General features: G+C 66.8%; 26 protein-coding genes and 1 tRNA gene. 24 read left to right on the top strand and 3 right to left on the bottom strand.

Translation table 11 applies throughout. The features are described 5' to 3' along the window. Positions 1-31: 31 nt before the first annotated feature. Positions 32-613, top strand: a complete 582-nt coding sequence (locus tag AB5J62_RS36825; RefSeq protein WP_370944658.1) for a helix-turn-helix domain-containing protein — start codon at positions 32-34, stop codon at positions 611-613. Here the strand turns inward: AB5J62_RS36825 and AB5J62_RS36820 are convergent. Beyond that, positions 582-986: a tetratricopeptide repeat protein gene (locus AB5J62_RS36820; RefSeq protein WP_370944657.1), complete on the bottom strand. Its 405-nt coding sequence runs from the start codon at positions 984-986 to the stop codon at positions 582-584. The genes AB5J62_RS36825 and AB5J62_RS36820 overlap by 32 nt on opposite strands. Before the next feature lie 72 nt (positions 987-1,058). On the opposite strand from AB5J62_RS36820, the gene AB5J62_RS36815 reads away from it, so the two are divergent. The 13 genes from AB5J62_RS36815 to AB5J62_RS36755 all read left to right on the top strand — a co-directional run bounded on the left by AB5J62_RS36815 (position 1,059) and on the right by AB5J62_RS36755 (position 15,181). Beyond that, the gene (locus AB5J62_RS36815; protein WP_370944656.1) at positions 1,059-1,508 is read left to right on the top strand and encodes a VOC family protein; all 450 of its coding nucleotides are present in this window, start codon (positions 1,059-1,061) and stop codon (positions 1,506-1,508) included. A 90-nt stretch (positions 1,509-1,598) separates the two neighbouring features. Beyond that, positions 1,599-2,885 (top strand): phosphopyruvate hydratase, encoded by a 1,287-nt coding sequence (eno, locus tag AB5J62_RS36810; RefSeq protein WP_370944655.1) that lies wholly within the window; start codon positions 1,599-1,601, stop codon positions 2,883-2,885. A gap of 186 nt (positions 2,886-3,071) precedes the next feature. Continuing rightward, entirely contained in the window at positions 3,072-3,431 is a 360-nt protein-coding gene (locus AB5J62_RS36805) for a septum formation initiator family protein (protein ID WP_370944654.1), read from the top strand. A gap of 131 nt (positions 3,432-3,562) precedes the next feature. Further along, the gene (locus AB5J62_RS36800) at positions 3,563-4,066 is read left to right on the top strand and encodes a DUF501 domain-containing protein (protein ID WP_370944653.1); all 504 of its coding nucleotides are present in this window, start codon (positions 3,563-3,565) and stop codon (positions 4,064-4,066) included. 239 nt (positions 4,067-4,305) lie between these two features. Continuing rightward, a complete protein-coding gene (locus tag AB5J62_RS36795; RefSeq protein WP_370944652.1) occupies positions 4,306-5,460 on the top strand; it encodes a lytic transglycosylase domain-containing protein in 1,155 nt (384 codons plus the stop codon). A 13-nt stretch (positions 5,461-5,473) separates the two neighbouring features. After that, positions 5,474-6,427, top strand: a complete 954-nt coding sequence (locus AB5J62_RS36790) for an exopolyphosphatase (RefSeq protein ID WP_370944651.1) — start codon at positions 5,474-5,476, stop codon at positions 6,425-6,427. Positions 6,428-6,620: 193 nt separating this feature from the next. Next, a complete protein-coding gene (locus AB5J62_RS36785; protein ID WP_370944650.1) occupies positions 6,621-8,258 on the top strand; it encodes an ABC transporter substrate-binding protein in 1,638 nt (545 codons plus the stop codon). Positions 8,259-8,298: 40 nt separating this feature from the next. Further along, complete coding sequence (locus AB5J62_RS36780; RefSeq protein ID WP_370944649.1) at positions 8,299-9,225, top strand: ABC transporter permease; 927 nt, start codon at positions 8,299-8,301, stop codon at positions 9,223-9,225. After that, positions 9,218-10,135 (top strand): ABC transporter permease, encoded by a 918-nt coding sequence (locus tag AB5J62_RS36775; RefSeq protein ID WP_370944648.1) that lies wholly within the window; start codon positions 9,218-9,220, stop codon positions 10,133-10,135. The genes AB5J62_RS36780 and AB5J62_RS36775 overlap by 8 nt, the downstream gene beginning before the upstream one ends. Before the next feature lie 26 nt (positions 10,136-10,161). Then, entirely contained in the window at positions 10,162-11,139 is a 978-nt protein-coding gene (locus AB5J62_RS36770; RefSeq protein WP_370950434.1) for an ABC transporter ATP-binding protein, read from the top strand. Then, positions 11,132-12,130 carry an ABC transporter ATP-binding protein gene (locus tag AB5J62_RS36765; RefSeq protein WP_370944647.1) on the top strand — a complete coding sequence of 333 codons (999 nt, stop codon included), beginning with the start codon at positions 11,132-11,134 and terminating at the stop codon, positions 12,128-12,130. The genes AB5J62_RS36770 and AB5J62_RS36765 overlap by 8 nt, the downstream gene beginning before the upstream one ends. Positions 12,131-12,218: 88 nt before the next feature. Beyond that, positions 12,219-13,922: a S8 family serine peptidase gene (locus AB5J62_RS36760; protein ID WP_370950433.1), complete on the top strand. Its 1,704-nt coding sequence runs from the start codon at positions 12,219-12,221 to the stop codon at positions 13,920-13,922. 305 nt (positions 13,923-14,227) lie between these two features. Continuing rightward, complete coding sequence (locus AB5J62_RS36755; RefSeq protein ID WP_370944646.1) at positions 14,228-15,181, top strand: hypothetical protein; 954 nt, start codon at positions 14,228-14,230, stop codon at positions 15,179-15,181. A 125-nt stretch (positions 15,182-15,306) separates the two neighbouring features. On the opposite strand, the gene AB5J62_RS36750 is transcribed toward AB5J62_RS36755, so the two are convergent. After that, positions 15,307-16,785 carry a S10 family peptidase gene (locus tag AB5J62_RS36750; protein WP_370944645.1) on the bottom strand — a complete coding sequence of 493 codons (1,479 nt, stop codon included), beginning with the start codon at positions 16,783-16,785 and terminating at the stop codon, positions 15,307-15,309. A gap of 32 nt (positions 16,786-16,817) precedes the next feature. On the opposite strand from AB5J62_RS36750, the gene AB5J62_RS36745 reads away from it, so the two are divergent. The 9 genes from AB5J62_RS36745 (at position 16,818) to AB5J62_RS36705 (ending at position 21,689) form a co-directional block, all read left to right on the top strand. After that, the gene (locus AB5J62_RS36745) at positions 16,818-17,522 is read left to right on the top strand and encodes a uracil-DNA glycosylase (protein ID WP_370944644.1); all 705 of its coding nucleotides are present in this window, start codon (positions 16,818-16,820) and stop codon (positions 17,520-17,522) included. 84 nt (positions 17,523-17,606) lie between these two features. Continuing rightward, positions 17,607-18,932, top strand: a complete 1,326-nt coding sequence (locus AB5J62_RS36740; RefSeq protein WP_370944643.1) for an NAD(P)/FAD-dependent oxidoreductase — start codon at positions 17,607-17,609, stop codon at positions 18,930-18,932. Between the two features lie 61 nt (positions 18,933-18,993). Continuing rightward, positions 18,994-19,479 carry an SLATT domain-containing protein gene (locus AB5J62_RS36735; protein WP_370944642.1) on the top strand — a complete coding sequence of 162 codons (486 nt, stop codon included), beginning with the start codon at positions 18,994-18,996 and terminating at the stop codon, positions 19,477-19,479. Positions 19,480-19,504: 25 nt separating this feature from the next. Continuing rightward, positions 19,505-19,578: transfer RNA gene (locus AB5J62_RS36730), tRNA-Leu, on the top strand. A 20-nt stretch (positions 19,579-19,598) separates the two neighbouring features. Beyond that, positions 19,599-20,036: a nuclear transport factor 2 family protein gene (locus AB5J62_RS36725; RefSeq protein ID WP_370944641.1), complete on the top strand. Its 438-nt coding sequence runs from the start codon at positions 19,599-19,601 to the stop codon at positions 20,034-20,036. A gap of 138 nt (positions 20,037-20,174) precedes the next feature. After that, on the top strand, positions 20,175-20,420 hold the full coding sequence (locus AB5J62_RS36720) for a hypothetical protein (protein WP_370944640.1): 246 nt from the start codon (positions 20,175-20,177) through the stop codon (positions 20,418-20,420). 97 nt (positions 20,421-20,517) lie between these two features. After that, a complete protein-coding gene (locus AB5J62_RS36715; protein ID WP_370944639.1) occupies positions 20,518-20,997 on the top strand; it encodes a hypothetical protein in 480 nt (159 codons plus the stop codon). Positions 20,998-21,153: 156 nt separating this feature from the next. Next, on the top strand, positions 21,154-21,381 hold the full coding sequence (locus AB5J62_RS36710) for a hypothetical protein (protein WP_370944638.1): 228 nt from the start codon (positions 21,154-21,156) through the stop codon (positions 21,379-21,381). Next, entirely contained in the window at positions 21,381-21,689 is a 309-nt protein-coding gene (locus tag AB5J62_RS36705) for a hypothetical protein (RefSeq protein WP_370944637.1), read from the top strand. Before AB5J62_RS36710 ends, AB5J62_RS36705 begins: the two co-directional genes overlap by 1 nt. 39 nt (positions 21,690-21,728) lie before the next feature. Here the strand turns inward: AB5J62_RS36705 and AB5J62_RS36700 are convergent, their stop codons facing one another. Then, complete coding sequence (locus tag AB5J62_RS36700; protein ID WP_370944636.1) at positions 21,729-21,923, bottom strand: hypothetical protein; 195 nt, start codon at positions 21,921-21,923, stop codon at positions 21,729-21,731. 277 nt (positions 21,924-22,200) lie between these two features. On the opposite strand from AB5J62_RS36700, the gene AB5J62_RS36695 reads away from it, so the two are divergent. Continuing rightward, positions 22,201-23,685: a substrate-binding and VWA domain-containing protein gene (locus tag AB5J62_RS36695; protein ID WP_370944635.1), complete on the top strand. Its 1,485-nt coding sequence runs from the start codon at positions 22,201-22,203 to the stop codon at positions 23,683-23,685.

The raw sequence follows: 23,685 nt of genomic DNA, 5'->3' as shown, positions 1-23,685 counted from the left end.
ATTTGGCAAAAGTACTTGCTATTTTGGCAATATGGACATCGAAGAGGTGCTCGACGAGGTCGGCCCGCGCCTGAAGCGGCTCCGCCGGGAACGCGGCACGACGCTGGCGGCGCTCGCCGAGCAGACGGGCATCTCGTCGAGCACGTTGTCGCGGCTCGAGTCGGGGCAGCGCCGCGCGACGCTCGAACTGCTGCTGACGCTCGCCAGGGCTTATCAAGTCCCGCTGGACGATCTGGTCGGCGCGCCGCCGCCGGACGACCCGCGTGTGCAGATCAAGGCGACGAAGTTCGGCCGGTTCACCGCGTGGCGGCTGACCGCGCAACCGGGCCAGCCGCAGGCGCTGAAACTGTTGATGCACCCCGAAAAAGAGACGCCCGTGCAGCGCACGCATGAGGGCTACGAGTGGCTGTACGTCCTCAGCGGGCGTGTCCGGGCGCTACTCGGCGATCAGGACTTCACCATGGGACCGGGCGAGGCCGCGGAGTTCGACACGCACTTCCCGCACTGGTTCGGCGCCGACGGCGGCCCGGCCGAAGTGCTCGTGCTCTTCGGCAAGCAGGGTGAGAAAGCCCACCTGAAGGCTAGGGCCCGCCGAGGGCAATCCTCGCGTTGAGCTCGGCGATCGCTTCGAGGTACTCGGGGATGGGGTGCATCGCGGCCGCCATCCGCATCTGGGTGAGCGCTTCGGGATAACGGGTCATCCGCTGCAGCGTCCGCCCGAGCACGAACCGCGCGTAGTGATCGGTCGGGTCCAGCTCCAGCACCTTGGTGAACGCGCGCTCGGCGCGGTTGAGCTGCGCCGAGTGGAAATAGGCGCGGGCGGCCAGCAGCTGCACGCTCGGTTTGTCCGGTTCTTCGTCGAGTAGTGGCTCGAGCGCCTTCAAGGCGTCGAGCGGACGTCGCCGTTCGACCAGGGCCTCAGCCCGCCGAAAGGCCTGAAACCGGGCTTCCCCGGCCTGCTCCGGTCCAGCCGTCTCGTCAATCATGGTCCCCCCGACTTTACCCGGTACTCGGGGTGTTTCCCGCCGCTTGAAACCGACATGATGCACTCTCCTGTCATGAGTGACCAGCCGTACCTGGGGCTTGCCCCGTATCTCTATTACGCGAACGCCACCGAGGCACTCGAATGGCTCACCCGGGTTTTCGGCTTCACCGAAAAGGTGCGGTACGTCGATTCGGCCGGCGAGGTGTTCCAGGCCGTGCTCGACGTCGGCGGCGGTGAGGTGCAGATCGCGGGCGTCGGTCACGAGTACTGGGCGGCGAAGGGCGTCGACGGCCCGGTCGGCCAGCTGACCATCGTCTACGTCGGCGACGTGGACACGGTGCACGCGCGGATCTCGGCCGCGCTGGGCGCCGAGGCGTCGTTGCCGCAGGACCAGCCGTACGGTGCGCGGGTGTTCACCGTGCCCGACCCCGGCGGCAACACCTGGACGTTCTGGCAGCAGGTGACCGACGAGGTCGAACTGCCGCCCGGCTGGCAGTGCGTCAAAGCGTCGGGATCGATCTAGTAGCTACGCGCGTGCCTCCAACGGGTGAAATGGGGAAACGGCTAGTCTGGGGCCGTCGACGCAGGCACAACCGGTGATGAGGAGCATGGCGTGGCGGTCATCGAGCAGGTAGGCGCGCGCGAGATTCTTGACTCGCGCGGCAACCCGACGGTCGAAGTGGAGGTGGCACTCGACGACGGGACACTGGCGCGGGCCGCCGTCCCGTCGGGAGCCTCGACCGGTGAGCACGAGGCCGTCGAGCTGCGTGACGGCGACACCGGCCGGTACAACGGCAAGGGCGTCGAGCGCGCGGTCGCCGCGGTGCTCGACGAGATCGGCCCCGACCTGGTCGGCACCGACGCCGTCGACCAGCGCATCGTCGACCAGAAGCTGGTCGACCTCGACGGCACCCCGGCCAAGTCCCGCCTCGGCGCGAACGCCATCCTCGGTGTCTCGCTGGCCGTCGCGAAGGCCGCGGCCGAGTCGGCCGAGCTGGACCTGTTCCGCTACCTCGGCGGGCCGAACGCGCACGTGCTGCCGGTGCCGATGCTGAACATCCTCAACGGTGGCGCGCACGCCGACACCGACGTGGACATCCAGGAGTTCATGATCGCGCCGATCGGCGCCGAGTCGTTCCGCGAGGCGCTGCGCTGGGGCACCGAGGTCTACCACGCGCTCAAGGGCGTGCTGAAGAGCCGCGGCTTCGCCACCGGCCTCGGCGACGAGGGCGGCTTCGCGCCGAGCCTCAAGAGCAACCGCGAGGCGCTCGACCTGATCCTGGTCGCGATCGAGAAGGCCGGTTACACCGCGGGCCGCGACGTCGCGCTGGCGCTGGACGTCGCCGCGACCGAGTTCTACACCGACGGCGCGTACAACTTCGAGGGCACCAAGAAGAGCGCCGAGCAGATGGCCGGCTACTACGCCGAGCTCGTCCGCGACTACCCGATGGTCTCCATCGAGGACCCGCTGAGCGAGGACGACTGGGACGGCTGGGTCCGCCTCACCGCCGAGCTCGGCGAGAAGGTCCAGCTCGTCGGCGACGACCTGTTCGTCACCAACCCCGACCGCCTCGAAGAGGGCATCTCCCGCCGCGCCGCCAACGCGCTGCTGGTGAAGGTCAACCAGATCGGCACGCTCTCGGAGACCCTCGACGCGGTTTCGCTGGCGACCTCGTTCGGCTACAAGTCGATGATGAGCCACCGCTCCGGCGAGACCGAGGACACCTTCATCGCCGACCTCGCGGTCGCCACCGGTGTCGGCCAGATCAAGACCGGCGCCCCGGCGCGCGGCGAGCGCATCGCCAAGTACAACCAGCTGCTGCGCATCGAGGAGACCCTCGCCGACGCGGCTCGCTACGCGGGTGACCTCGCGTTCCCGCGTTTCTCGCAGGACGCCTGATCGCCCATGGCCGACCGGGGGCGCGCGCGTAGCCGACGAGGCGGACGGGTGGAGGGCACGGGATCTTCTGGATCCTCCCGTGCCCGCCGCCCCGAACGCGCGCGCCGTGAGTCGGCCGGTAAAGCACGAAGCTTCCGCCGCGGCCTGAACGCGAAACGCGCTTCAGGCGCGGCGAAAGTGCTCGGAATGTCGAACACCCGGCGCGCGGCGGTCGTCGCGATCGTGGTGTGCGCCTTGGCTTTCACCATCGCGGTGCCGTTGCGCACCTATCTGAGCCAGCGCTCGGAGATCGCCGTGCAGGAGAAGCGGCGCGCCGATCTGCTGAAGGACGTCGCGGAGCTGCAGGCCCGCAAGGCCGAGCTGGCCGACCCGGCGCAGATCGAGGCCGAGGCGCGGCGGCGGCTGCGCTACGTCATGCCGGGCGAGACGCCGTACATGGTCCAGCTCCCCGAGGACAAGGCACCCGACGCGGCCCCGGCTCCCGCGCCGGACGCGGGACCCCAAGGTTCTTGGTACGAAAGGCTTTGGTCCCAGGTCGGCGGCTGAGCCCCGAAAGTCGTTTTGGGGGCGTCCCATGTCCCGAAAGTGGCTTTGGGGACACGACACGCCCCGAAAGTGGCTTTGGGGCCCAGGCATGCCCCCAAAGTCACTTTCGGGCCTTCGTTAGGCTGTTTGCCGTGAGTAACTTCGAGCCGGTCACCGAGGCCGATCGCGTGATCATCGCGGAGCAGCTGGGCAGGCCGCCCCGTGCGCTGCGGGCCATCGCGGCGCGTTGCCCGAGCGGGCACCCGTCCGTCGTGCAGACGAGCCCCCGGCTGGAGAACGGCACCCCGTTCCCGACGCTGTACTACTTGACGTGTCCTCGGCTGAACTCGCTCGTCGGCACGATCGAAGCGTCCGGGATCATGAAGGAGATGACCGAGCGCCTGTCCACCGACGAGGAGCTCGCCGCGCACTACCTGCGCACGCACGAGTCGTACCTCGCGGAGCGTGACGCGATCGAGTCGCTCGGCACCCAGGTCACCGCGGGCGGGATGCCCGGCCGGGTCAAGTGCCTGCACGTTCACCTCGCCGACACTCTCGCGCGTGGTGCCGGCGTGAATCCGTTCGGTGACGAAACGCTGGCGATCCTGAAGGCGGAAGGCTGGCCGTCCGGCGACTGCGCCGCTGTGTCCACTTAGGACAATGTGAAGATCCGGACGGCCTCGCGTATCGTGGAGGCCGTCACGTGACGGGGGTCACCGCCGGTAACGATCAAGCGCCGAAACCGGATACGCAAAGTAATCCGGCTGTTTTCGACGATTTGGTCCCATTGGGGGTGGGCACCTCACGCGAGGTTTGACAGCCTGGGACACGGAATCTTCACACGCGGTGGACGAGTATCGGACCACACGGGTGGTTCGACTGGGAGGCTTGAGGCGTGCGCGTACTGCGACTGCCAGGCGCAATCGGCGGAGCGGCTCGAAGACTGAGCCTGCGGCACCGGACCTTCGTGGCCGTGGCGGGTGGCGCGCTCGCGGTCATCCCCGCCTTCGCCGCCAGCGATACCGCCGCAGGCTGGGTGAACCTGGCCAGTTCCATTCACACGTACGACACGCCGCTGCAGGGTGGATACAACCCCGAGGTCGAGCAGATCGCGGTCGACGGCTCGCTCCCGCAGGCGCCGGTCCCCGTCCCGCTCCCCAGCGACCAGCTGCCCAACGGCCCGCTCGGTGTCCCCGAGACCGTCTTCAAGGCCTACCGCGCCGCCGCCGACAAGCTCACCGAGCAGCAGCCCGGCTGTCACATCGACTGGGCGCTCATCGCCAGCATCGGCCGCATCGAGTCCAACCACGCGCGCGGCGGCTACGTCGCGGCCAACGGCGACACCCTCGAACCCATCCTCGGCCCGGTGCTGAACGGCAAGGGCCCGTTCGCCGCGATCCCGGACACCGACCAGGGCAAGTTCGACGGCGACAAGGTGTGGGACCGCGCCGTCGGCCCGATGCAGTTCATCCCGTCGACCTGGTGGGGCTACGCCTCCGACGGCAACGACGACGGCCAGTCCAACCCCAACAACATCTTCGACGCCTCGCTCGCCACCGGTAAGTACCTGTGCTCCGGCGGGCTCAACCTGGCCGACGCGGGCCAGCTGCGTGCGGCGATCTACCGGTACAACCACTCCGACTACTACGTGAACACCGTGATCATGTGGGCGGAGGCGTACCGCAAGGGCGTCACCCCGACGCCGGACAGCAAGGTCCCCGTCGGCGCGCCGGACGCGGGCGCGACGCCCGGCCCCGGCGAGGTCCCGACGCCGACCGTGCCGACGACCACCACGCCGCCACCGGCGACGGGGACCATCGCGCCGGGCACGAGCTCAAACACCTCGCCGCCGAGTTCGCCCACGACGACGTCTTCGCCGTCGTCGCCGACCACCTCCCCGACGACCAAGCCAACGACGTCAAGCCCGACGACGACGCCCACATCGCCGACCTGTTCCTCGGCCACGACGACGCCGTCGACTTCGCAGAGCCCCACGACCACGCTGCCGCAGTGTCCTGGCACCAACCCTCCGGCTTCGCCCAACCCGTAATAGGCTGGGCGGTATGCCTCGTGTTGCCGCGATCGACTGTGGGACCAACTCCATCCGCCTGCTCGTCGCCGAGCTGACCGAACGCCACGACGGCACCTACGACCTGCGTGATCTGCACCGTGAGATGCGGATCGTGCGGCTCGGCCAGGGTGTCGACGCGTCCGGGCGGCTCGCGCCGGAGGCGCTGGAGCGCACGCGCGCGGCGCTGGCCGACTACACGGTCGCCGCGCGCCGCAAGGGCGCCGAGAAGGTGCGCATGGTCGCCACCTCGGCCACCCGCGACGCGAGCAACCGCGACGAGTTCTTCGCGATGACGCGTGAGGTGCTCGGCGTCGAGGCCGAGGTCATCACCGGCGACGAGGAAGCCAGGCTGTCGTTCACCGGCGCCGTCGGCGAGCAGGACCCCGACGACGGCCCGTTCGTCGTCGTCGATGTCGGCGGCGGCTCGACAGAGCTCGTGCTGGGCACCTGGGACGGCAAGCGCGCCGAGGTGCTGGCCGCCAAGTCCGTCGACATCGGCTGTGTCCGGATCACCGAGCGCGCGCTGAAGTCCGACCCGCCCACCGCCGACGAGATCGCGGCCGCCGACGGGCTCGCCACCGGTGTGCTCACCGCCGCCTTCGAAGCCGTGGACGTGTCGAAGGCCAAGACGTGGATCGGTGTCGCCGGCACGGTCACCACGCTGTCCGCGATCGCGCAGGGACTGCCGGAGTACGACAGCGAGGCCGTGCACCTGTCCAAGCTGTCGCGTGCGGACATCGACCGGCTCGCCGACGGCCTGCTGACTTCGGACCACGAGACGCGTGCCGCGAACCCGGTCATCCACCCCGGCCGGGTCGACGTGATCGGCGGCGGCGCGGTGATCGTGCGCGCGCTCGCGCAGCAGCTCGCGGCGCGGGGCGGTCCGTCCGAATTGGTCGTGAGCGAGCACGACATTCTCGACGGGATCGCGCTTTCACTCGTTTAACCCCTGGTGATGGCGCGATGACTTCAGGTATGGAATAGGCCGTTCGCCGGAGTCCCAATACCTACGAAAGTCGTGTCCCAACTTGATTTCTGCCCCCATTGTCATCCGTTTGGCTATGTGACCGCACTCACCGATACCGCTACGGTCGTCTCACTTCCGGGAGGCCCCGGAGTACAGAGGTGGAGGCGGAAAGATGGGGCGATCGCGCAGATTTTCCGGTGTTGCCGCGGCGGTGACATCCTTGGCGCTGGTGCTGGCTGCCTGTGGGGGCGGCGGCGGGAAAACCGAGGACAAGGGTCAGGCAGCGGGCGGCGAAAGCAATCCGGATGGCGCGGTGTCCGTCTACGGGACCGAGCCGCAGAACACCTTCATCCCGTCGAACACCACCGAACTCGGTGGCTCGAAGGTGCTCAATCCCGTCTTTTCCCAGCTGATCGAATACCGCTCCGACACCGGCGCGCCGTTCAACCTGGTCGCCGAGTCGATCACCACCAATGACGCCAAGGTCTACGACATCAAGCTCAAGAAGGGCTGGAAGTTCCACGACGGCACCGAAGTCAAGGCGCACAACTTCGTCGATGCGTGGAACTACGGTGCTTACGGCCCCAACGGCCAGCTGAGCGGCGACTTCTTCGCGCAGATCGAAGGCTACGAAGCGGTCAACCCCGGCAAGGACAAGCAGCCGACGGCCGACAAGATGAGCGGCCTCAAGGTGATCAGCGACTACGAGTTCCAGGTGACGCTGTCCGCGCCGTTCTCGGTGTTCCTGTCGAAGATCGGCTACCTCGCCTTCGCGCCGCTGCCTGACGTGTTCTTCAAGGACCCCAAGGCTTTCGCCGAACACCCGATCGGCAACGGGCCGATGAAGTTCGTGTCGCGCCAGCCGAAGGTCAACGTGAAGCTGACCAGGAACGACGACTACCAGGGTGAGGACAAGGTCCACTTCAAGGACCTCGAGGTCCGCATCTACTCGAGCCTGGAGACCGCGTACCAGGACCTGCTGAGCAACAAGCTCGACTTCATGGAGACGCTGCCGCCGTCGGCCACCGCGGGCGGCAAGTACAAGGCCGACCTCAAGGACCGCGTGGTCGAAGGCCACCTGCTCGGCATCAGCACGCTCGGCGTGCCGTACTACGTGCCCGAGTACAACAACCTCGATCTGCGCAAGGCGATCTCGCTGGCCATCAACCGCGAGCAGATCACCAAGACGGTCATGAACGACACCTACGTTCCGGCCGACAGCTGGATTTCCCCCGGCATCGAGGGCTACCGCCCCGGCACCTGCGGCGAATTCTGCAAGTACGACGCGACGAAGGCCAAGGAATACCTGGCGAAGTCCGGTTTCAAGGGCAAGCTGACCATTCAGTCCAATGCGGACGGTGGACGCAAGGAGCCGCTGGTCGCGGCCTGCAACAGCATCAAGAACGCGCTCAACATCGAGTGCGACTTCGTGCCTGCCGCCGGGTTCAACCAGCACCGCCAGATCGTCACCGGCAAGAAGCTGACCGGCATGAGCCGCTCGGACTGGGCGGCGGACTATCCGTCCATTGAGGACTTCCTCAACCCGATCTACCGCACCGGCGCCGGTTCCAACGACTCCGGTTACTCCAACCCGGCGGTGGACGAGGCGCTGAAGAAGGCCGACTCGACCGCGGACAAGGCGGAGGCGATCAAGCTGTACCAGCAGGTCGAGGACATGATCGCGAAGGACCTGCCGCAGATCCCGGTGTGGGACGAGAAGGGTGTCGGCGCCAAGTCGAGCCGGTTGAAGGCCGCGAAGCTCGACTTCGGCCGGTACGCCGACTACTCGTCCATCGAAGTCGCCCGCTGAGTGAAGCCGGAGAAGCCGTCGTAAAAGGGACCACAGAACCATGATCCGCTATGTACTTCGGCGGCTTCTCCAGCTCATTCCCGTCTTCTTCGGGACGACCTTCCTGATCTACACGCTGGTCTGGTCGATTCCCGGCGACCCGTTCGCCGGGAAATGCGGGCAGGTCAAGTGCCCGCAGACGTTCGTCGACAAGATGACCGAGCGGTACCACCTCAACGATTCGCTGTTCGAGCAGTACTTCAAGTACATCGGCAAGCTGCTGACCGGCGACTTCGGCGAGACGTTCAACGAGATCCCGGTCGGCGACCTCATCGGCGACGCGTATCCGGTGACGTTGCGGCTCGCGCTCGTCGCGATCTGCATCGAGGCGCTCATCGGTGTCGGCGCCGGCGTGCTGACCGGCTTGCGGGGCAGGGGATTCCTCGACAATCTCGTGCTGATGTCGACGCTGTTCCTGATCTCGCTGCCGGTGTTCGTCACCGGCATCGTGCTGCAGATCGTGCTCGGCACGGAGTGGGGGATCATCACCCCGAGCGTCTCGGCCGACGCGACGATCGGCGAGCTGATCGTGCCGGGATTCGCGCTGGGCAGTCTGTCCATGGCCTATATCGCGAGATTGACGAGAACGAGCATCGCGGAGAACCGCCGTGCCGACTTCGTCCGCACCGCGATCGCCAAGGGACAGCCGCACCGGCGCGTGGTGTGGGTGCACCTGCTGCGCAACTCGGTCATCCCGGTGATCACCTTCATCGGCATCGACCTCGGCGCGCTGATGGGCGGCGCGATCGTCACCGAGGGCGTGTTCAACATCAACGGCATCGGCGGGCTGATCTTCCAGGGCATCCAGAACCAGGAGAGCGCCACGGTCACCGGCATCGTCGTGCTGCTGGTGCTGGTCTACCTGTTCATGAGCCTGGTCGTCGACCTGCTGTACGCCGTTCTCGATCCGAGGATTCGCTATGACTGACCCCAGCGCCGCGAGCCTGCAACTGGACGCGGGGCCGCAGCGCTCGCGCAGCCTGTGGGGCGACGCGTGGCGGCGGCTGCGCAAGCGGCCGACGGTGATCGCCTCGGCGGTGATCATCGTGGTGATCGTGCTGATCGCCATCGCGCCCGGCCTGTTCAGCTCCCGCGAGGCCGGGTTCAGCGACTTGAACCTGGCCAACCAGGGGCCGTCGGCCGACGCCTGGTTCGGCTACGACAACCAGGGCCAGGACGTCTACGCGAGGACGATCTACGGCACGCGCGCGTCGCTGCTCGTCGGTGTCTTCGCGACGCTGCTGACCGTGCTGATCGGCTCGTTCATCGGCATTCTCGCCGGGTACTACGGGCAGATCGTCGACACGTTCCTGTCCAGGCTCGGCGACGTGTTCGCCGGGCTGCCGTTCCTGCTCGGCGCGATCGTCATCCTGACCACGTTCAACGTGCCGGGCAGCAGTCCCGGCGGGTTCACGATCATCTCGCAGGTGGTGCTGTCGATCGCGGTGCTGACCTGGCCGGTCGCCATGCGCATCATGCGCGGCGCGACGCTGGTCGCCAAACAGTTGGACTACGTGAAGGCCGCGCGCGGGCTGGGCGCCAGCACGCCGCGCGTCATCTTCCGGCACCTGCTGCCGAACACGCTCGCGCCCGTGCTCGTCTACGCGACCATCGCGCTGGGCGCGGCCATCGGCGCCGAGGCGACACTGGCGTACCTGGGCATCGGGGTGCGGGCGCCGGTCATCTCGTGGGGTGTGATGATCAGCGACGCGCGGGACTATTTCCGCAACACGCCGCATATTCTGCTGTTCCCGGCGGCCTTCGTGACCGTCACCGTGCTCGCCTTCGTCATGCTGGGTGACGCGGTGCGCGACGCGCTCGACCCGAAGGGCCGGTGACGCCTGTGTCCGCTGTGGACGGTTCGATGCTGCTGGAGGTCGAGGACCTTCACGTCGAATTCCGCACCGAGGACGGTGTCGCGAGTGTCCTCAATGGAGTCGGCTATCACGTGCGCGCCGGGGAAACCGTTGCCGTGCTGGGGGAATCCGGTTCCGGCAAGAGCGTGACCGCGCAGACCATCATGGGCATCCTCGACATGCCGCCCGCAGTGGTGACCGAGGGCTCCGTGCGGTTCCACGGCGAGGAGCTGCTCACGGCCACGCCGTCGCGGCGCGCGGAGATCCGCGGCGAGAGCATGGCGATGATCTTCCAGGACGCGCTGTCGGCGTTGAACCCGGTGTTCACCGTCGGGTTCCAGATCGAGGAACAGCTGCGCGTGCGGCGCGGGATGAACCGGCGCGAGGCGCGCCGGCGTGCCGTCGAACTGCTCGACCTGGTGAAGATTCCCGGTGCCAAGCAACGGGTTCGCGAGTATCCACACCAGTTCTCCGGTGGCATGCGGCAGCGCGCGATGATCGCGATGTCGCTCGCGCTCGACCCGGAGCTGCTGATCGCCGACGAGCCGACGACCGCGCTGGACGTCACCGTGCAGGCGCAGATCATGGACCTGCTCGCGGAGATACAGGCCGAGCGGAACATGGGGCTCATCCTCATCACCCACGACCTCGCGGTGGTCGCCGAGGTCGCCGACCGGATCGCGGTGATGTACGCGGGCCGCATCGTCGAGCAGGCTGACGTGACCGAGCTGTTCCGCGCGCCGGGGCATCCCTACACCGAAGCGCTGATGCGGTCGCTGCCCCGGCTGGACCTCAAAGGACAGACACTGCAGACCATCAAGGGACTGCCGCCGAGCCTGCTCGACATCCCGCCGGGGTGCCCGTTCCACCCGCGCTGTGAGCGGGTGCAGGACAAATGCCGGACAGAGCGCCCCGAGCCGCTCGGGCTGGGTTTCGGGCGGGTCAGTGCCTGCCATTTCGCGGAAGAGGTGGTGAGCCGTGCCTGAGGCGATCCTGGCCGTGAACGGCCTCGTCAAGCATTTCCCGGTGCGCAGCGGGATCCTGTTCAAGCGCACGATCGGCCACGTCAAGGCCGTCGACGGCGTCTCGTTCGACCTCATGAAGGGCGAGACGCTCGGCGTGGTCGGCGAGTCGGGCTGCGGCAAGTCGACGCTCGCGCAGGTACTGATGCGGCTGGAGGAGCCGACCGCGGGCGCGGCCGTGTTCTCCGGTCGCGACATCTTCACCTTGCGTGGCGCGGAACTGCGGCGGCTGCGGCGCGACATCCAGATCGTGCTGCAGGACCCGTACACCTCGCTGAACCCTCGGATGACCGTCGGCGACATCATCGGCGAGCCGTTCGAGATCCACTCCGAGGTGGCGCCCAAGGGCTCGCGAGCGGGAAAGGTGCGCGAGCTGCTCGACGTGGTCGGGCTCAACCCCGAGCACATCAACCGGTACCCGCACCAGTTCTCCGGTGGTCAGCGGCAGCGCATCGGCATCGCGCGCGCACTCGCGCTGAAGCCGAAGGTGATCATTTGCGACGAGCCGGTTTCGGCACTCGACGTGTCCATTCAGGCACAGGTGATGAACCTGCTCGACGAACTGCAGAAGGAATTCGGGCTTTCCTATGTGTTCATCGCACACGATTTGTCGGTGGTGCGACATTTGTCAACCAGGGTCGCGGTGATGTATCTCGGCAAGATCGTCGAAATCGGCACCGAAGATCAAATCTATAATCGCCCGGCGCATCCGTACACCCAGGCATTGCTGTCCGCGGTGCCCGTCGCCGACCCGTCGGTGCGCGGGCAACGCCAGGTCATCCGCCTGGAAGGCGACGTGCCGAGCCCGATCGATCCGCCGTCCGGCTGCCGTTTCCGCACCCGGTGCTGGAAAGCGCAGGAGATCTGCGCGACCGAGGAACCGGGCCTGGTCATGCGGGACGGCGGGCATCAGAGCGCATGTCACTTCGCCGAACAACGGTCGGTCGTACCCTGACTTAAGTATTGTTTTCCTTGTGAACGCGATGTCCTCCTCGTAGGTTGCATTCATCGGTTTCGGAGGAGGAATTGTGAAACGATCCAAAATGGTCGTCGCGGTGCTCGCGGTACCGCTGATCGGCGGAGTCGTCGCGGGTCCGGTCGCTTCCGCGCAACCCCAACTCGCGGGCCCGGCGACCGAATTCACCGTTTTGGCGGCGGAAGGGCAGAATGTCGCGACCGCCGAGCAGGCGGTCCGCGCGGCCGGCGGCACGGTGGTCGCCAGCAACGCCGCGGTCGGCCTGATCACGGCGACCGCCCCGGCGAACGGGTTCACCGAGCGCGTCACCCGCAACCGCTCGATCTTCGGCGCCGCCAAGGCCAAGCCGATCGGCCGCGCCCCCAAGAGCGACGCCGCGAAGCCCAACGCCATCGAGAAGGAAAGCCGTGGCGGCGCTTCGTCTTCGAAGGCGCCCGCGGCCAAGAAGCCGGTCGGCATGGACCCGCTGGACAACCAGCTCTGGGGTCTCTCCTCCGTCCGCTCCGACCTCGCGCGCACCGTGCAGCCCGGCGACAAGCGCGTCAAGGTCGGCATCATCGACACCGGCGTCGACGGCTCCCACCCCGACATCGCGCCGAACTTCGACAAGGCCACGTCCCGCAACTTCGTCCGCGACATCCCCAACGACGAGACCGGCGCGGTCGTCGACGGCCCGTGTGAGTACCGCGGCTGCGTCGACCCGGTCGACCACGACGACAACGGCCACGGCACCCACGTCGCGGGCACGATCGGCGCGGCCGCCAACGGCTTCGGCGTCTCCGGCGTCGCCCCGAACGTCACCCTGGTCAACATCCGCGCGGGCCAGGACGCCGGCTTCTTTTTCCTGCAGCCGACCGTCGACGCGCTGACCTACGCGGGCGACGCGGGCATCGACGTGGTCAACATGTCCTTCTACACGGACCCGTGGCTCTACAACTGCTCCGCCAACCCGGCCGACTCCGCCGCCGAGCAGGCCCAGCAGCGCACCATCATCGAGGCCACCCAGCGCGCGCTGCGGTACGCGCACCGCAAGGGCGTCACCCAGGTCGTCGCGCTGGGCAACCAGCACAGCGACCTCGGCGCCCCCAAACCGGACACCACCAGCCCCGACTACCCGGCCAACGCGACACACCCGCGCCAGGTCGACAACGCCTCGTGCCTCTCGCTCCCGGTCGAGGGCGACTACACGATCGGCGTCTCCGCGTTCGGCCCGTCCCAGGCGAAGGCCGACTACTCGAACTACGGCACCGAGCAGATCTCGGTTTCCGCGCCGGGCGGCTACTTCCGTGACGGTTTCGGCACCGACTGGTTCCGCACCAACGAAAACGAGATCCTCTCCGCCTACCCCCGCAACGTAGGCGTCGCCGAAGGCAACATCGACGCGGCGGGCAACGTCACCCCCGACGGCGTCGCGATCGGCGTCCAGAAGGCCGTCGCCTCCGACGGCCGCGTCGGCTACTACCAGTTCCTGCAGGGCACCTCGATGGCCACCCCGCACGCGACCGGCGTCGCCGCACTCATCGTTTCCCAGTACGGCAAGGGATCCGGCGCCGGCTTCGGCCTCGACCCCGACAAGGTCCAGCGCGTCCTCGAAGGCACAGCGGCTAAGATCGCCTGCCCGGTCCCGGCCACCGTCGACTACCTCGACGAAGGCCGCGACGCCGACTTCACCGCAACCTGCGTCGGCACCCCCGACTTCAACGGCTTCTACGGCCACGGAGCGGTCGACGCCTGGTCAGCCGTAACCCACGGCAAGCCCTACCTCAAGTAACCCCTCTTCCTAACTCGGAACATCCCCAATGCGTCCTTCGGTCCCTCGCAGGTACCGAAGGACGCATTGGGCTTCTGGGAGGGACCAAAGGACACATTGGGAATTTGCTAGGGACCGAGAGACGCATTGGGACCCTGGAAGGTGCCGAACGACGCATTGGGGTCCTGCCAGGGACCGAAGGACGCACTCGGGACCTATCAGCGACCGAAGGACGCATTGGGATTTTTCCGGGGCGCCCCGACCGAATGCGTCATTTTGGAGGGGTGGCCGCCCCGCCCGTCACGGATTTACGTCACCGTGGCGACATGGTCAAAGGAGAGTGGTCGCGCCACCCACTGATCACTGGCGCGGAGAAAACGCAAGACGTCATCGTCAAGACGGCGGTTCTGGTCGACCTCGGTATGACGCGACATTGCATCTACGAGAGATGCAGACCCAGCGGGCCGTGGCGCAAGCTGCTGCCCGGAGTCATCCAACTCAGCAAGGCTTATCCAACCCCGGAAATGCGCATGCGCGCAGCACTGTTGCGGGCCGGTCCAGAAGCGATGGTGACCGGTCTCTGGGCTTTACGACTGCACGGCCTCAAACATTTCCCGGACCCGGACGACGTCCACGTCCTCGTGCCTGCGGGGTGTCATGTGTCGTCAGTCGGGTTTCTGCTTGTCGAGCGCACGACCAGATTGCCATCCGCGCTTCAGGTGAAGAACAAGCCTGTGGCTCCGGTCGGCCGAGCTGTCCTCGACGGCGCGCGGCGTCTTTGTGACTACGACGCCATTATGGCGATGCTGGCCGATCCGATTCAGCGCGGTATCTGCAGTCCGGAACAGCTCGGTGGTGAACTGTCGCAAGGAAGTAAGCGTGGATCGGCGCTACCGCGGCTCGCACTCCTCGAACTCGTTGAGGGCGCGCATTCGGTAGCCGAGGTTGACGCGCAGCGCTTGTGGAAGCTTTCAGGTCTGCCTGAATGTCAGCGCAACGTCAAGCTCTACGACGCGTCGGGTGCTTATATCGCTACCCCCGATTGTTGGGTGGACGACGTCGCGTTCGCATGGGAGATCGACTCTCGTGCGTACCACTCGACCGATGATGGCTACGAGAGCACCGTGGCCCGAAATGCGCGCTACGCGGCCGCCGGAATCGTTGTCCTGCAGACGCTTCCCAAGCATCTGCGCACTCAGCCAGAACGAGTTCTCGCTGAGCTGAAGGCAAGCTATGCGGCGGCCTGCCGTCGCCCCCGGCCCAACGTCGAAGTCCGCTGAGGTTCCTGTTGCCCCAATGCGTCTTTCGGTCCTCGGTAGGTGCCGAAAGACGCATTGGGGCCCTACAAGGGACCGAACGCCGCATTGGGACCCTGCCAGGGACCGAACGACGCATTGGGATTTTTTCAGCGGTTGGAGGAGGCTCGGACGAAGGCTGCGAGGTCCTTGGATTGCTGGATACGCGAGGGTTCGTGGACGTACATCATGTGGCCGGCCGGGTAGTAGGCCGACTCGATGTTGTCGCGGAGTTCTTCCGGGATCTTCAGGTGGGCCAGTACGTGCTCGGACGCGAAGTAGGCCGTCGCGCCGTCGTAGTGGCCGAAGGCGACGTGGAGCTTGAGGTGGGGGTTCGCGCGCATGGCGTTGCTCAGAGCGTCCACAGCGGACACCGCGCGGCCTTCGAAGTCCGAATAGGACCAGGCTTTGTTGACGTCCATGGACAGGATCTCGTACGGGAGGTCGCTCTCGTAGCCGAGTTCGGCGCGCACGTAGTGGTTGAAGGCCGCCGAGTAGGCGCCGATGATGCGGGAGATGGACGGGTCGTCGCTCATGTGCTCGCGGCCGCCGTCGGGCTCCCAGGTGGTGAAGCGGCCGTCCATGCGGCCGGTGACCTTTCCCTTGTCGCGCAACAGCTCTGTGAAGAAGCGGATGTGCTCGATGCGGAGGTCGACTCGGTCTACGTAGGACTCGGAGAGCCCGGTCAACGAGGCGAGGGTCGCGACCGTCTCGGCGCGTTCGGCCGACGACAGCCTGGCGCCGCGCCCCAGTGCCCACGGGAGGTCGCGGGCGGCGAAGTCCTCGGCGTCGGCGAGCACGTCGTCGAGGGGGCGGTCGCCGTGGAAGCCGTGGTAGTGGGCGATGGCGGCGTAGGTCGGGACGAACAAGCTGTACGGCTGGTCGTTGCCCTCGGTGAAGTCCAAAGTGGCCAGATCGAGCACCGAGGAGATGAGCATCAGCCCGTTCAGGTACAGGCCGTGCCGCTCCTGCAGGTGCGCCGACAGCGCGGCCGCGCGCAGCGTGCCGTACGACTCGCCCGCGACGAACTTCGGGGAGAGCCAGCGCTGGTTGCGTGAGGTCCACAGCCGGATGATCTCGCCGACGGACTCGATGTCGGGCGTGAAGCCGTGGAACTCCTTCGCCTTCTCGCCGGGCCGGGGCCGCGAGAAGCCGGTCGACACCGGGTCGATGAACACCAGGTCGCTGTGGGCGAGCAGGGTCTCGGGGTTGTCGGCGAGCTCGTACGGGGGCGGCGCCGGGTCGTCGACGTCGCCGGACACGACGCGCCGCGGGCCGAGCAGGCCGAGGTGCAGCCAGATGCTCGACGAACCGGGGCCGCCGTTGAAGGCGAACGTCACCGGCCGGGTGGCGGGGTCGGCGTCGTCGAGCGTGTACGTCGTCAGGAACACCTCGGCCTTGGCGACGTGGCCTTCCGACTTGCCGTCGGTCGTGACCTCCTGGCGGAGCACGACGCGCCCGGTTTGCGCGGTATAGGCGAGCTTGCGGCGTTTGACGGTGATCGTGTGCTGGCTGGAGACCAGGGTGTCGGCGGGTTCGGCGGCCTTCGCCTCGGGCGCGGGGGTCTCGTCGACGGTGTTGTCGGGCATGCGAAACAACTTAGCCGAGGTAAGAATGAGGAGTGGGCCAATTTGACACGCTTTCGGACCTCGACGCGGCCGTGACCGAATGCCGGGCCTGCCCACGCCTGGTCGCCTGGCGCGAGGAGGTCGCGGCCACCAAGCGCGCGGCCTTCCGAGACTGGACGTACTGGGGCCGGCCCGTGCCCGGCTTCGGGCCGGCCGACGCCGCGCTCGGCATCGTCGGCCTCGCCCCGGCCGCGCACGGCGCCAACCGGACCGGGCGAATGTTCACCGGCGATCCGTCCGGCGATTTCCTCATCAAGGCGCTCTATGACGTCGGCCTCGCCTCGCAGCCGACTTCCACACACCTGGGTGACGGGCTGGAGCTGCGTGGCACGCGGATGACCGCTCCGGTGCGGTGTGCCCCGCCACAGAACAAGCCCACACCGTCCGAACGGGACACTTGCCGCGCGTGGCTCGACGCCGAACTTGACTTACTGGCACCCACGTTGCGGACCGTCGTCGTGCTCGGCGCCTTCGGCTGGCAGGCACTACTGCCGGTGCTCGGCCGGATCGGCTGGGTGGTGCCCTCGCCACGCCCGGTTTTCGGGCACGGCGCCGAGGTGGTCCTGTCCGGCCGGTCTGAGCTGCGCGTTCTCGGCAGCTATCACGTGTCGCAGCGCAACGTCCAAACCGGCAGGCTCACCCCCGCTATGCTGCGCTCCGTTCTCACTCGGGCGGGTGACACGGCGGGGCTCAACTGAATCGGTGCCGAAGGGGCAGCGACGCTGGTCACAGCCGGATGGGGTCCACGCGCGATTTCCGCATGGGGGTGCGAGTATGGACGCATGGCTGCAAGGAAGTCGGAACCGACTCGGATCCTGGTTCTCGGTGGTGGCTACGTCGGTCTGTACACGGCGTTCGGCCTTCAGAAGATGCTGCGCGCCAACGAGGCCTCCGTGACCGTCGTTGACCCTCAGCCGCACATGACTTACGCGCCCTTCCTGCCCGAGGCGGCGGCGGGCGCGATCGAGCCGCGGCACGTGGTCGTCCCCCTGCGTCGCGTGCTCAAGCGATGCCACGTGCTCACCGCACGTGTCACCAAGATCGAGCACGAGCGCAAGTCCGTCACCGTCGAAGCGGCGGACGGGCACGTCGAGGCGCTGAACTACGACATCCTCGTGGTCGCGCTCGGCGCCGTCGCCCGCGTGCTCCCGATCCCGGGCCTGGTCGAAGAGGGCATCGCTTTCAAGACCATCGGCGAGGCGATCTACCTGCGTAACCACGTCATGACCAAGCTCGACGAGGCCGCCAGCACGCTCGACCCCGAGCTGCGCAAGCGGCTGCTGACCTTCACGGTCGTCGGCGGCGGCTTCGCGGGCATCGAGGCGCTCGCCGAGCTCGAGGACATGACCCGGTTCGCCACCCGCTACTACGAGAACATCAAGCCGGAAGACATCCGCTGGGTCCTCGTCGAAGCCGCGGGCCGCATCCTCCCCGAGGTCCGCGAGACCCTGGGCGTGTACACGGTCGAGCAGCTCGAGAAGCGTGGCATCGAGGTCTACCTCTCGACGGCCGCCAAGTCGTTCGAGAACGGCCACGTCGTGCTCTCGGACGGTACCGAGTTCGACTCGGACACCATCATCTGGACCGCGGGCGTCAAGGCGAACCCGGTGCTGGCCAACTCGGACCTGCCGATCGACAAGCGCGGCCGCGTCGAAGCGACGGCGGCGCTGCAGGTCGTCGGCCACCCGGACGTGTGGACCGCAGGCGACAACGCCGCCGTGCCCGACCTTTCGCGCACCGAGGCCGACCCGACCGCGACCTGCCCGCCGAACGCGCAGCACGCGGTGCGCCAGGCCCGGCACCTCGCGAAGAACATCATCAAGGTGGTCCGCGGCGGCAAGCCGAAGGACTACTACCACAAGAACCTCGGCGCGGTCGCCAGCCTCGGCCTCCACAAGGGCGTCGCCGACGCGCTGAACCTGAAGATCAAGGGTTTCCCAGCCTGGCTGTTCCACCGCGCCTATCACCTCAAGGCGATGCCGACCTGGAACCGCAAGATCCGCATCCTCTTCGACTGGATGCTCGGTGGTCTTTTCCGCCGCGAGGTCATCTCGCTCGGGCAGATCAACAACCCGAAGGAAGAGTTCGCGCGCGTCTCGAAGTCCTGACGCTGTGACCGAAGGCCCCCTTTGCTTGCGAAGGGGGCCTTCGCCGCGTTTAGGTCTTCGCGTGAAGAAGCAGCCGATCCAGTCCGACCTGCCCAAGCCCGGCCTCACGCCAGCGGAACTGGCCCAGGACATCTTGTCGCGCATCGAAAAGGGCAACGAGTACGCCCGCGACCGCAAAGGCCGCTTCCGCCGCCGGTCGGTGCTGGTCAAACTGCTCACCCTGGCCCTTTCGGCCACTTCGACGATCATTCTCGGCCTGCAGAACCTGGACGGCTGGACCGGCACCGCGTTCGCGCTCGTCGCGGTGGTGACCGTGGTCAGCGCGCTGGAGCCGTTCTTCGCCTGGCGTTCGCTGTGGGTGCTCATGGAGGAGGTCCAGTACCGCTTCTACCGCCTGCGCGACGACCTGAGCTTCTACGTCGCCACGACACCCGCCGACGAGCTGGACATCGCAGTGCTGCGGGCGAAGTTCGACGAGTACCAGGCGATCTGGGACAAGGTCGGCACCCGGTGGATCCAATACCGCCAGGCAGACGGGGCGTCCTAGCCGCGCATCGCTTAGGGTGGTCGGTGCCCCCGTAGCCCAATTGGCAGAGGCAGTCGACTTAAAATCGACCCAGTGCGGGTTCGAGACCCGTCGGGGGCACCGATAGTGAAGGGCGACTCTTGACGAGCGGCTTGGCGATCGCGAACTTGGTGGGCAGGTATGCCGAGTTGGTCGACGACGGTGACTTCGCCGGTGTCGGTGAGTTGTTGGCCGATGCGACCTTCGTCGGCAGTGGTGCGGCCGTCGCCGGCGCGGGTGCCATTGAAAAGATGCTGCGCGACAGCGTGATCACGTATTCGGACGGCACGCCGCGGACGCATCATGCGACGAGCAATCTCGTGATCGAGGTGGACGAGGATGCCGGAACCGGGGCCGCGCGGTCGTACGTGACGATCTTCCAGGCGTTGCCGGGCTTGCCGTTGCAGGTCATCGCCGCAGGCCGGTACCGGGATCGGTTCGAGCGTCGCGATGGGCGGTGGCGGTTCGTGGAACGGCAGGTGCGTATCTCGCACGTGGGGGACGTGAGCAGGCATCTGCGCTCGGCTGAACTGTCGTGAACGTGGACTGACTGGTCATTCATCTCAGTTGACAGGCTCGCGCTGATCCGTCATGCTCTGAGGGGTAGCTGATATGAACGCGCACTTCCCTTGCGTTCATGTCGGCTGATATTCCGGCTTAGGGTGAGGAGACGGATCTTGAAGAACTTCATCAAGCGCACGGCGGCCGCGTTGGTGCTGGCCGGCGCGCTCGGCTCGGTTCCGGCGGTCGTGGCGACCGCGACGGCGCAGGCCGCGGGTTGTGGGCATATCCGGTACACGTACGACCATGAGGAGTATCGGGCCGGCCGCACTTGGTACATCTACATCAGCCCTGGTGGCATCTGGGGCTGGAGCAATGTCTATGTCGGTCCGAGCATGGATGTCAGAGGCTGCGACGCGTGATCGAAAGGTGCTCGTCCCGAACAAAAGGGGCGGGCACCTTCTTTTTGTTGCAACACTTCTCCGCGGTTGAGCGACTAAGGGGCCATCAAGTCGCGCGATGGAGAGGTTTGCCGTGAAAAACCGATATATAAGTGCGATTCTCGGCTCGATGTTACTTGGGGCGGCGTTGCCTGGCGTCGCCGATGCGTTGTCGGTCAAGCAGTTCACCTTGGTCAGTGATCCGGCTACCGCGGTGGTGGACGTCAGTGGGATCACGATGCCGCCGCTGCCTGGGCAGCCGCTCACCATTCGGGAAAGTCTTGTTGATCGGAATGGCCGATCCGCCGGTACGGCCGCCATCGACTGTGTCGTCGCGGCTTTCACGACCACTGATCTTCTGCTGGACTGCCGTGCGCATTTCGTGCTGGCGGGTGGCTCGATCGATGGGCACGCTGTTTTCTTGACCTCCCAGCACGATTATCCGGCTGTGGTGCTGGGTGGCACCGGGGCGTATCAGGGCGTGCTCGGGACCGTCCGGGTGCTCGACCGGGCGCCGGGTGACGAGACCTACGTCTTCAGCCTCCTCTCGCTGACATAAGCCTGAGTGAAGGAACTCTCGGGTTCATTCATCTCAGTTGACATCGCGAGCTGGGTTGGTCATGATTGTCACGTTAGCTGAGATGAATGACGCTACGTCATGGGGTCACCTGAGCTGGTGGCGTCCGGTAGTGGGTTTCGACAGGAGAAGCGAAGAATGAAGAACGTCTTGAAGCGGGGTGCGGTCGCGCTGGCGCTGGCCGGTGTCGCCACCTTGGTGCCGCTGACAGAGGCCAACGCCGCCGGCTGCGGCTATGTGCGGTACAGCTACGGCGGCTCGGAAATGGTGGGCGGCGTGATGGTCTACCGGTACAGCTCGTCGATCGGCAACGCCTACTACGGCTCTTACATGGGCCGGTCGTTCAACCTTCGGGTGTGTGACTGATGAACGGGCTCATCAGGCGCGGGCTGGTCGTGGCGGCGTTCGTCGGGGCCGGTGCCGTGGTGCCGGCGATGCAGGTCGGGGCGGCCGCGGCCCAGGCGGCCGTCATCCAGGAGACGCAGACGTTCAGTGGCTGGGACTTCGGGAACAGCCCGAAAGAGGCCAAGAACAACGCCGTCAAGGACGCGCAGCGGCAGGCGGCGATCTCGGGCTACATCCCGGCCGCGCAGTGCGTGACGACGTTCACCGACTCCAGCCGATGGGGTCCGGGTTATTACTACGGGACCGCGGTGATCAGCTGCACCCGATAACTGACTGAGCGGGGGAGCGCCGGGCGCTTCCCCGCTCAGTCAGCATTCGGATTTCGGGATATAGCCTTGCTCGCAGCCGTACTGGTGCTGGAGTTCGCCGGAGGTCGGGCCGCGGCCGGGGCCGCCGGGATCCAGGTAGCCCTGATATTCGAGGCAGGCGGGGTTGACCTTCCCGGAGGTGACCGCGCGCAGGCCGCAACCGGGTCCGGACGGCGACGAAGTCTTCTTGGCCACCGCTTTGAGCGTCGCGGTCGCGGTCGCGGGAACCGGCTGCGGAATCGCGGAGGACGTCGGGACGGGCGCTTGCTGCGGGGGCGTTGTTGGCGCAGGTGGGGATTGCGGGGCCGTGCACGCCGAAAGCGTCACGGCCGCCGCTGCGAAGAGGATTCGCCGGGCGAGCACATCGGTCAGGTCGTTCAGGTGGCGGAGCCGGTTACGACGAATGCCATGTCGTTGCCAAACCGGCGCTACTGTGAAGTAATGACGCCTTCGGTGACACGGAGGCAGGTGCATGCGGGCAGACGCGAGGCGGTTCGGTTCGCCGGTCGTCATCTTGAGCGCGCTGCTGGTGATCGCGCTGCTCGGGTGGGTCGGGGTCGAGTATCTGCGGGCGCGGTTGGCGAACGGCGGGTGCGAAAGCAGCGCTCAGGTCCGGATCGCTGCCGCTCCGGACATCGCGCCGGTGCTCACCGATCTGGCCCGTGGCCTGCCTGAGCAGGACTGTTTCCAGGTCGACGTCTCGTCCGCGGGGTCGGCTGAGACCGCCGAGGCGTTGGCGGCCGGGTCGGGCGGGCTGGATGTCTGGGTGCCTGAGTCGAGTGCCTGGTTGTTGCAAGCGAGGGATGCCGGGGCGTGGAATCTGCCCGAATCCGGTCAATCGGTGGCGAGTTCGCCGGTCGTCCTGTCGCTCGATGACGAGACCGCGCGCAAGTACGGGTGGCCGGAAAAGGCGCCTGGGTGGCAAGAAATCCTCGATGGCGAGGCCGTGGGGCTGCCTGATCCGAACCGTGATCCAGTTGGCATCTCGGCGTTGCTCGGGGTCAAAGACTTGTACAAGGACGACGCTTCCTTCATCGCCGCCATGCGGAAACTGGCCGCGCCGGATCCGAAAGTGCTGCCCGCGTCCGAGCAATTCACGGTGGCGCGAAAGCGGGTTCCGGTTTACGCGAACACGCCGAGCCTGGACTATCCCTACGTTGTGCTTCCCAAGGCTTCCGAGGCCGGAAGGTCTGGTGCTGAACGGTTTCTGCGGACCTTGCTCGCGCCGGACGCGCTCAAGGCGATCGCGGCCGCCGGGTTCAAGGGTGCCGCTCCGGCGTTGCCCGCCGATGCCATGTACTCCGTGCTGCAGGCCTGGGCCGGGGTGAATCTCAGTGCGCGCATTCAGGTTTTGCTCGATGTTTCCGGGTCGATGGCCGCGGTCGTGCCCGGCACCGGGCGGTCGAGGATGGATCTCACGCTTGAGGCCGCGACGCAAGGGCTGCGGCTTTTCAAGCTGACTACCGAGCTTGGGTTGTGGTTGTTCTCCACCAAGCTGGACGGTGACAAGGACTACCAAGAGCTCTTGCCGATGCGCACCATCGCCGAGCAACTCGCGAACGGCGGCGTCGACAAGCTCAAGGCCGTGCGGCCGAAGGCGGGTGGCGCCACGGGGCTGTACGACTCGATCCTCGCCGCCTATCAAAGCGCGCGCCAGAATTGGCGGCCCGGCCGGATCAACCTGGTCGTCGTGCTGACCGATGGGCAGAACGAGGACCGGGACGGGATCAACCTCGACCAGCTCAAGAGTGAGCTCGGCAGGCTGCAGGATCCGCGGAAACCGTTGCCTGTCATCGGAATCGGGATCGGGCCGGATATCGACGCGACCGAGTTGCAGGCTGTTTCGGCCGCGACCGGCGGGGAGTCGTTCACCACCGCCGATCCGCGGAAGATCTCGGACGTCTTCTATCAGGCGTTGAGCAAGATCATGTGTCAACCTCCCGCCTGTAAGAAGTGA

It is taken from the genome of Amycolatopsis sp. cg5, assembly GCF_041346955.1.
Taxonomy (GTDB): Bacteria; Actinomycetota; Actinomycetes; order Mycobacteriales; family Pseudonocardiaceae; genus Amycolatopsis.
This window is presented reverse-complemented; position numbering and strand designations above follow the sequence as displayed.

What these genes read in the sequence shown, in the direction of transcription:
- AB5J62_RS36825 (WP_370944658.1), top strand. Translation starts at nt 32, where the DNA reads ATGGACATCGAAGAGGTGCTCGACGAGGTCGGCCCGCGCCTGAAGCGG.
- AB5J62_RS36820 (WP_370944657.1), bottom strand. Translation starts at nt 986, where the DNA reads ATGATTGACGAGACGGCTGGACCGGAGCAGGCCGGGGAAGCCCGGTTT.
- AB5J62_RS36815 (WP_370944656.1), top strand. Translation starts at nt 1,059, where the DNA reads ATGAGTGACCAGCCGTACCTGGGGCTTGCCCCGTATCTCTATTACGCG.
- AB5J62_RS36805 (WP_370944654.1), top strand. Translation starts at nt 3,072, where the DNA reads ATGTCGAACACCCGGCGCGCGGCGGTCGTCGCGATCGTGGTGTGCGCC.
- AB5J62_RS36790 (WP_370944651.1), top strand. Translation starts at nt 5,474, where the DNA reads ATGCCTCGTGTTGCCGCGATCGACTGTGGGACCAACTCCATCCGCCTG.
- AB5J62_RS36785 (WP_370944650.1), top strand. Translation starts at nt 6,621, where the DNA reads ATGGGGCGATCGCGCAGATTTTCCGGTGTTGCCGCGGCGGTGACATCC.
- AB5J62_RS36780 (WP_370944649.1), top strand. Translation starts at nt 8,299, where the DNA reads ATGATCCGCTATGTACTTCGGCGGCTTCTCCAGCTCATTCCCGTCTTC.
- AB5J62_RS36775 (WP_370944648.1), top strand. Translation starts at nt 9,218, where the DNA reads ATGACTGACCCCAGCGCCGCGAGCCTGCAACTGGACGCGGGGCCGCAG.
- AB5J62_RS36770 (WP_370950434.1), top strand. Translation starts at nt 10,162, where the DNA reads ATGCTGCTGGAGGTCGAGGACCTTCACGTCGAATTCCGCACCGAGGAC.
- AB5J62_RS36760 (WP_370950433.1), top strand. Translation starts at nt 12,219, where the DNA reads ATGGTCGTCGCGGTGCTCGCGGTACCGCTGATCGGCGGAGTCGTCGCG.
- AB5J62_RS36755 (WP_370944646.1), top strand. Translation starts at nt 14,228, where the DNA reads ATGGTCAAAGGAGAGTGGTCGCGCCACCCACTGATCACTGGCGCGGAG.
- AB5J62_RS36750 (WP_370944645.1), bottom strand. Translation starts at nt 16,785, where the DNA reads ATGCCCGACAACACCGTCGACGAGACCCCCGCGCCCGAGGCGAAGGCC.
- AB5J62_RS36740 (WP_370944643.1), top strand. Translation starts at nt 17,607, where the DNA reads ATGGCTGCAAGGAAGTCGGAACCGACTCGGATCCTGGTTCTCGGTGGT.
- AB5J62_RS36715 (WP_370944639.1), top strand. Translation starts at nt 20,518, where the DNA reads ATGGAGAGGTTTGCCGTGAAAAACCGATATATAAGTGCGATTCTCGGC.
- AB5J62_RS36710 (WP_370944638.1), top strand. Translation starts at nt 21,154, where the DNA reads ATGAAGAACGTCTTGAAGCGGGGTGCGGTCGCGCTGGCGCTGGCCGGT.
- AB5J62_RS36705 (WP_370944637.1), top strand. Translation starts at nt 21,381, where the DNA reads ATGAACGGGCTCATCAGGCGCGGGCTGGTCGTGGCGGCGTTCGTCGGG.
- AB5J62_RS36695 (WP_370944635.1), top strand. Translation starts at nt 22,201, where the DNA reads ATGCGGGCAGACGCGAGGCGGTTCGGTTCGCCGGTCGTCATCTTGAGC.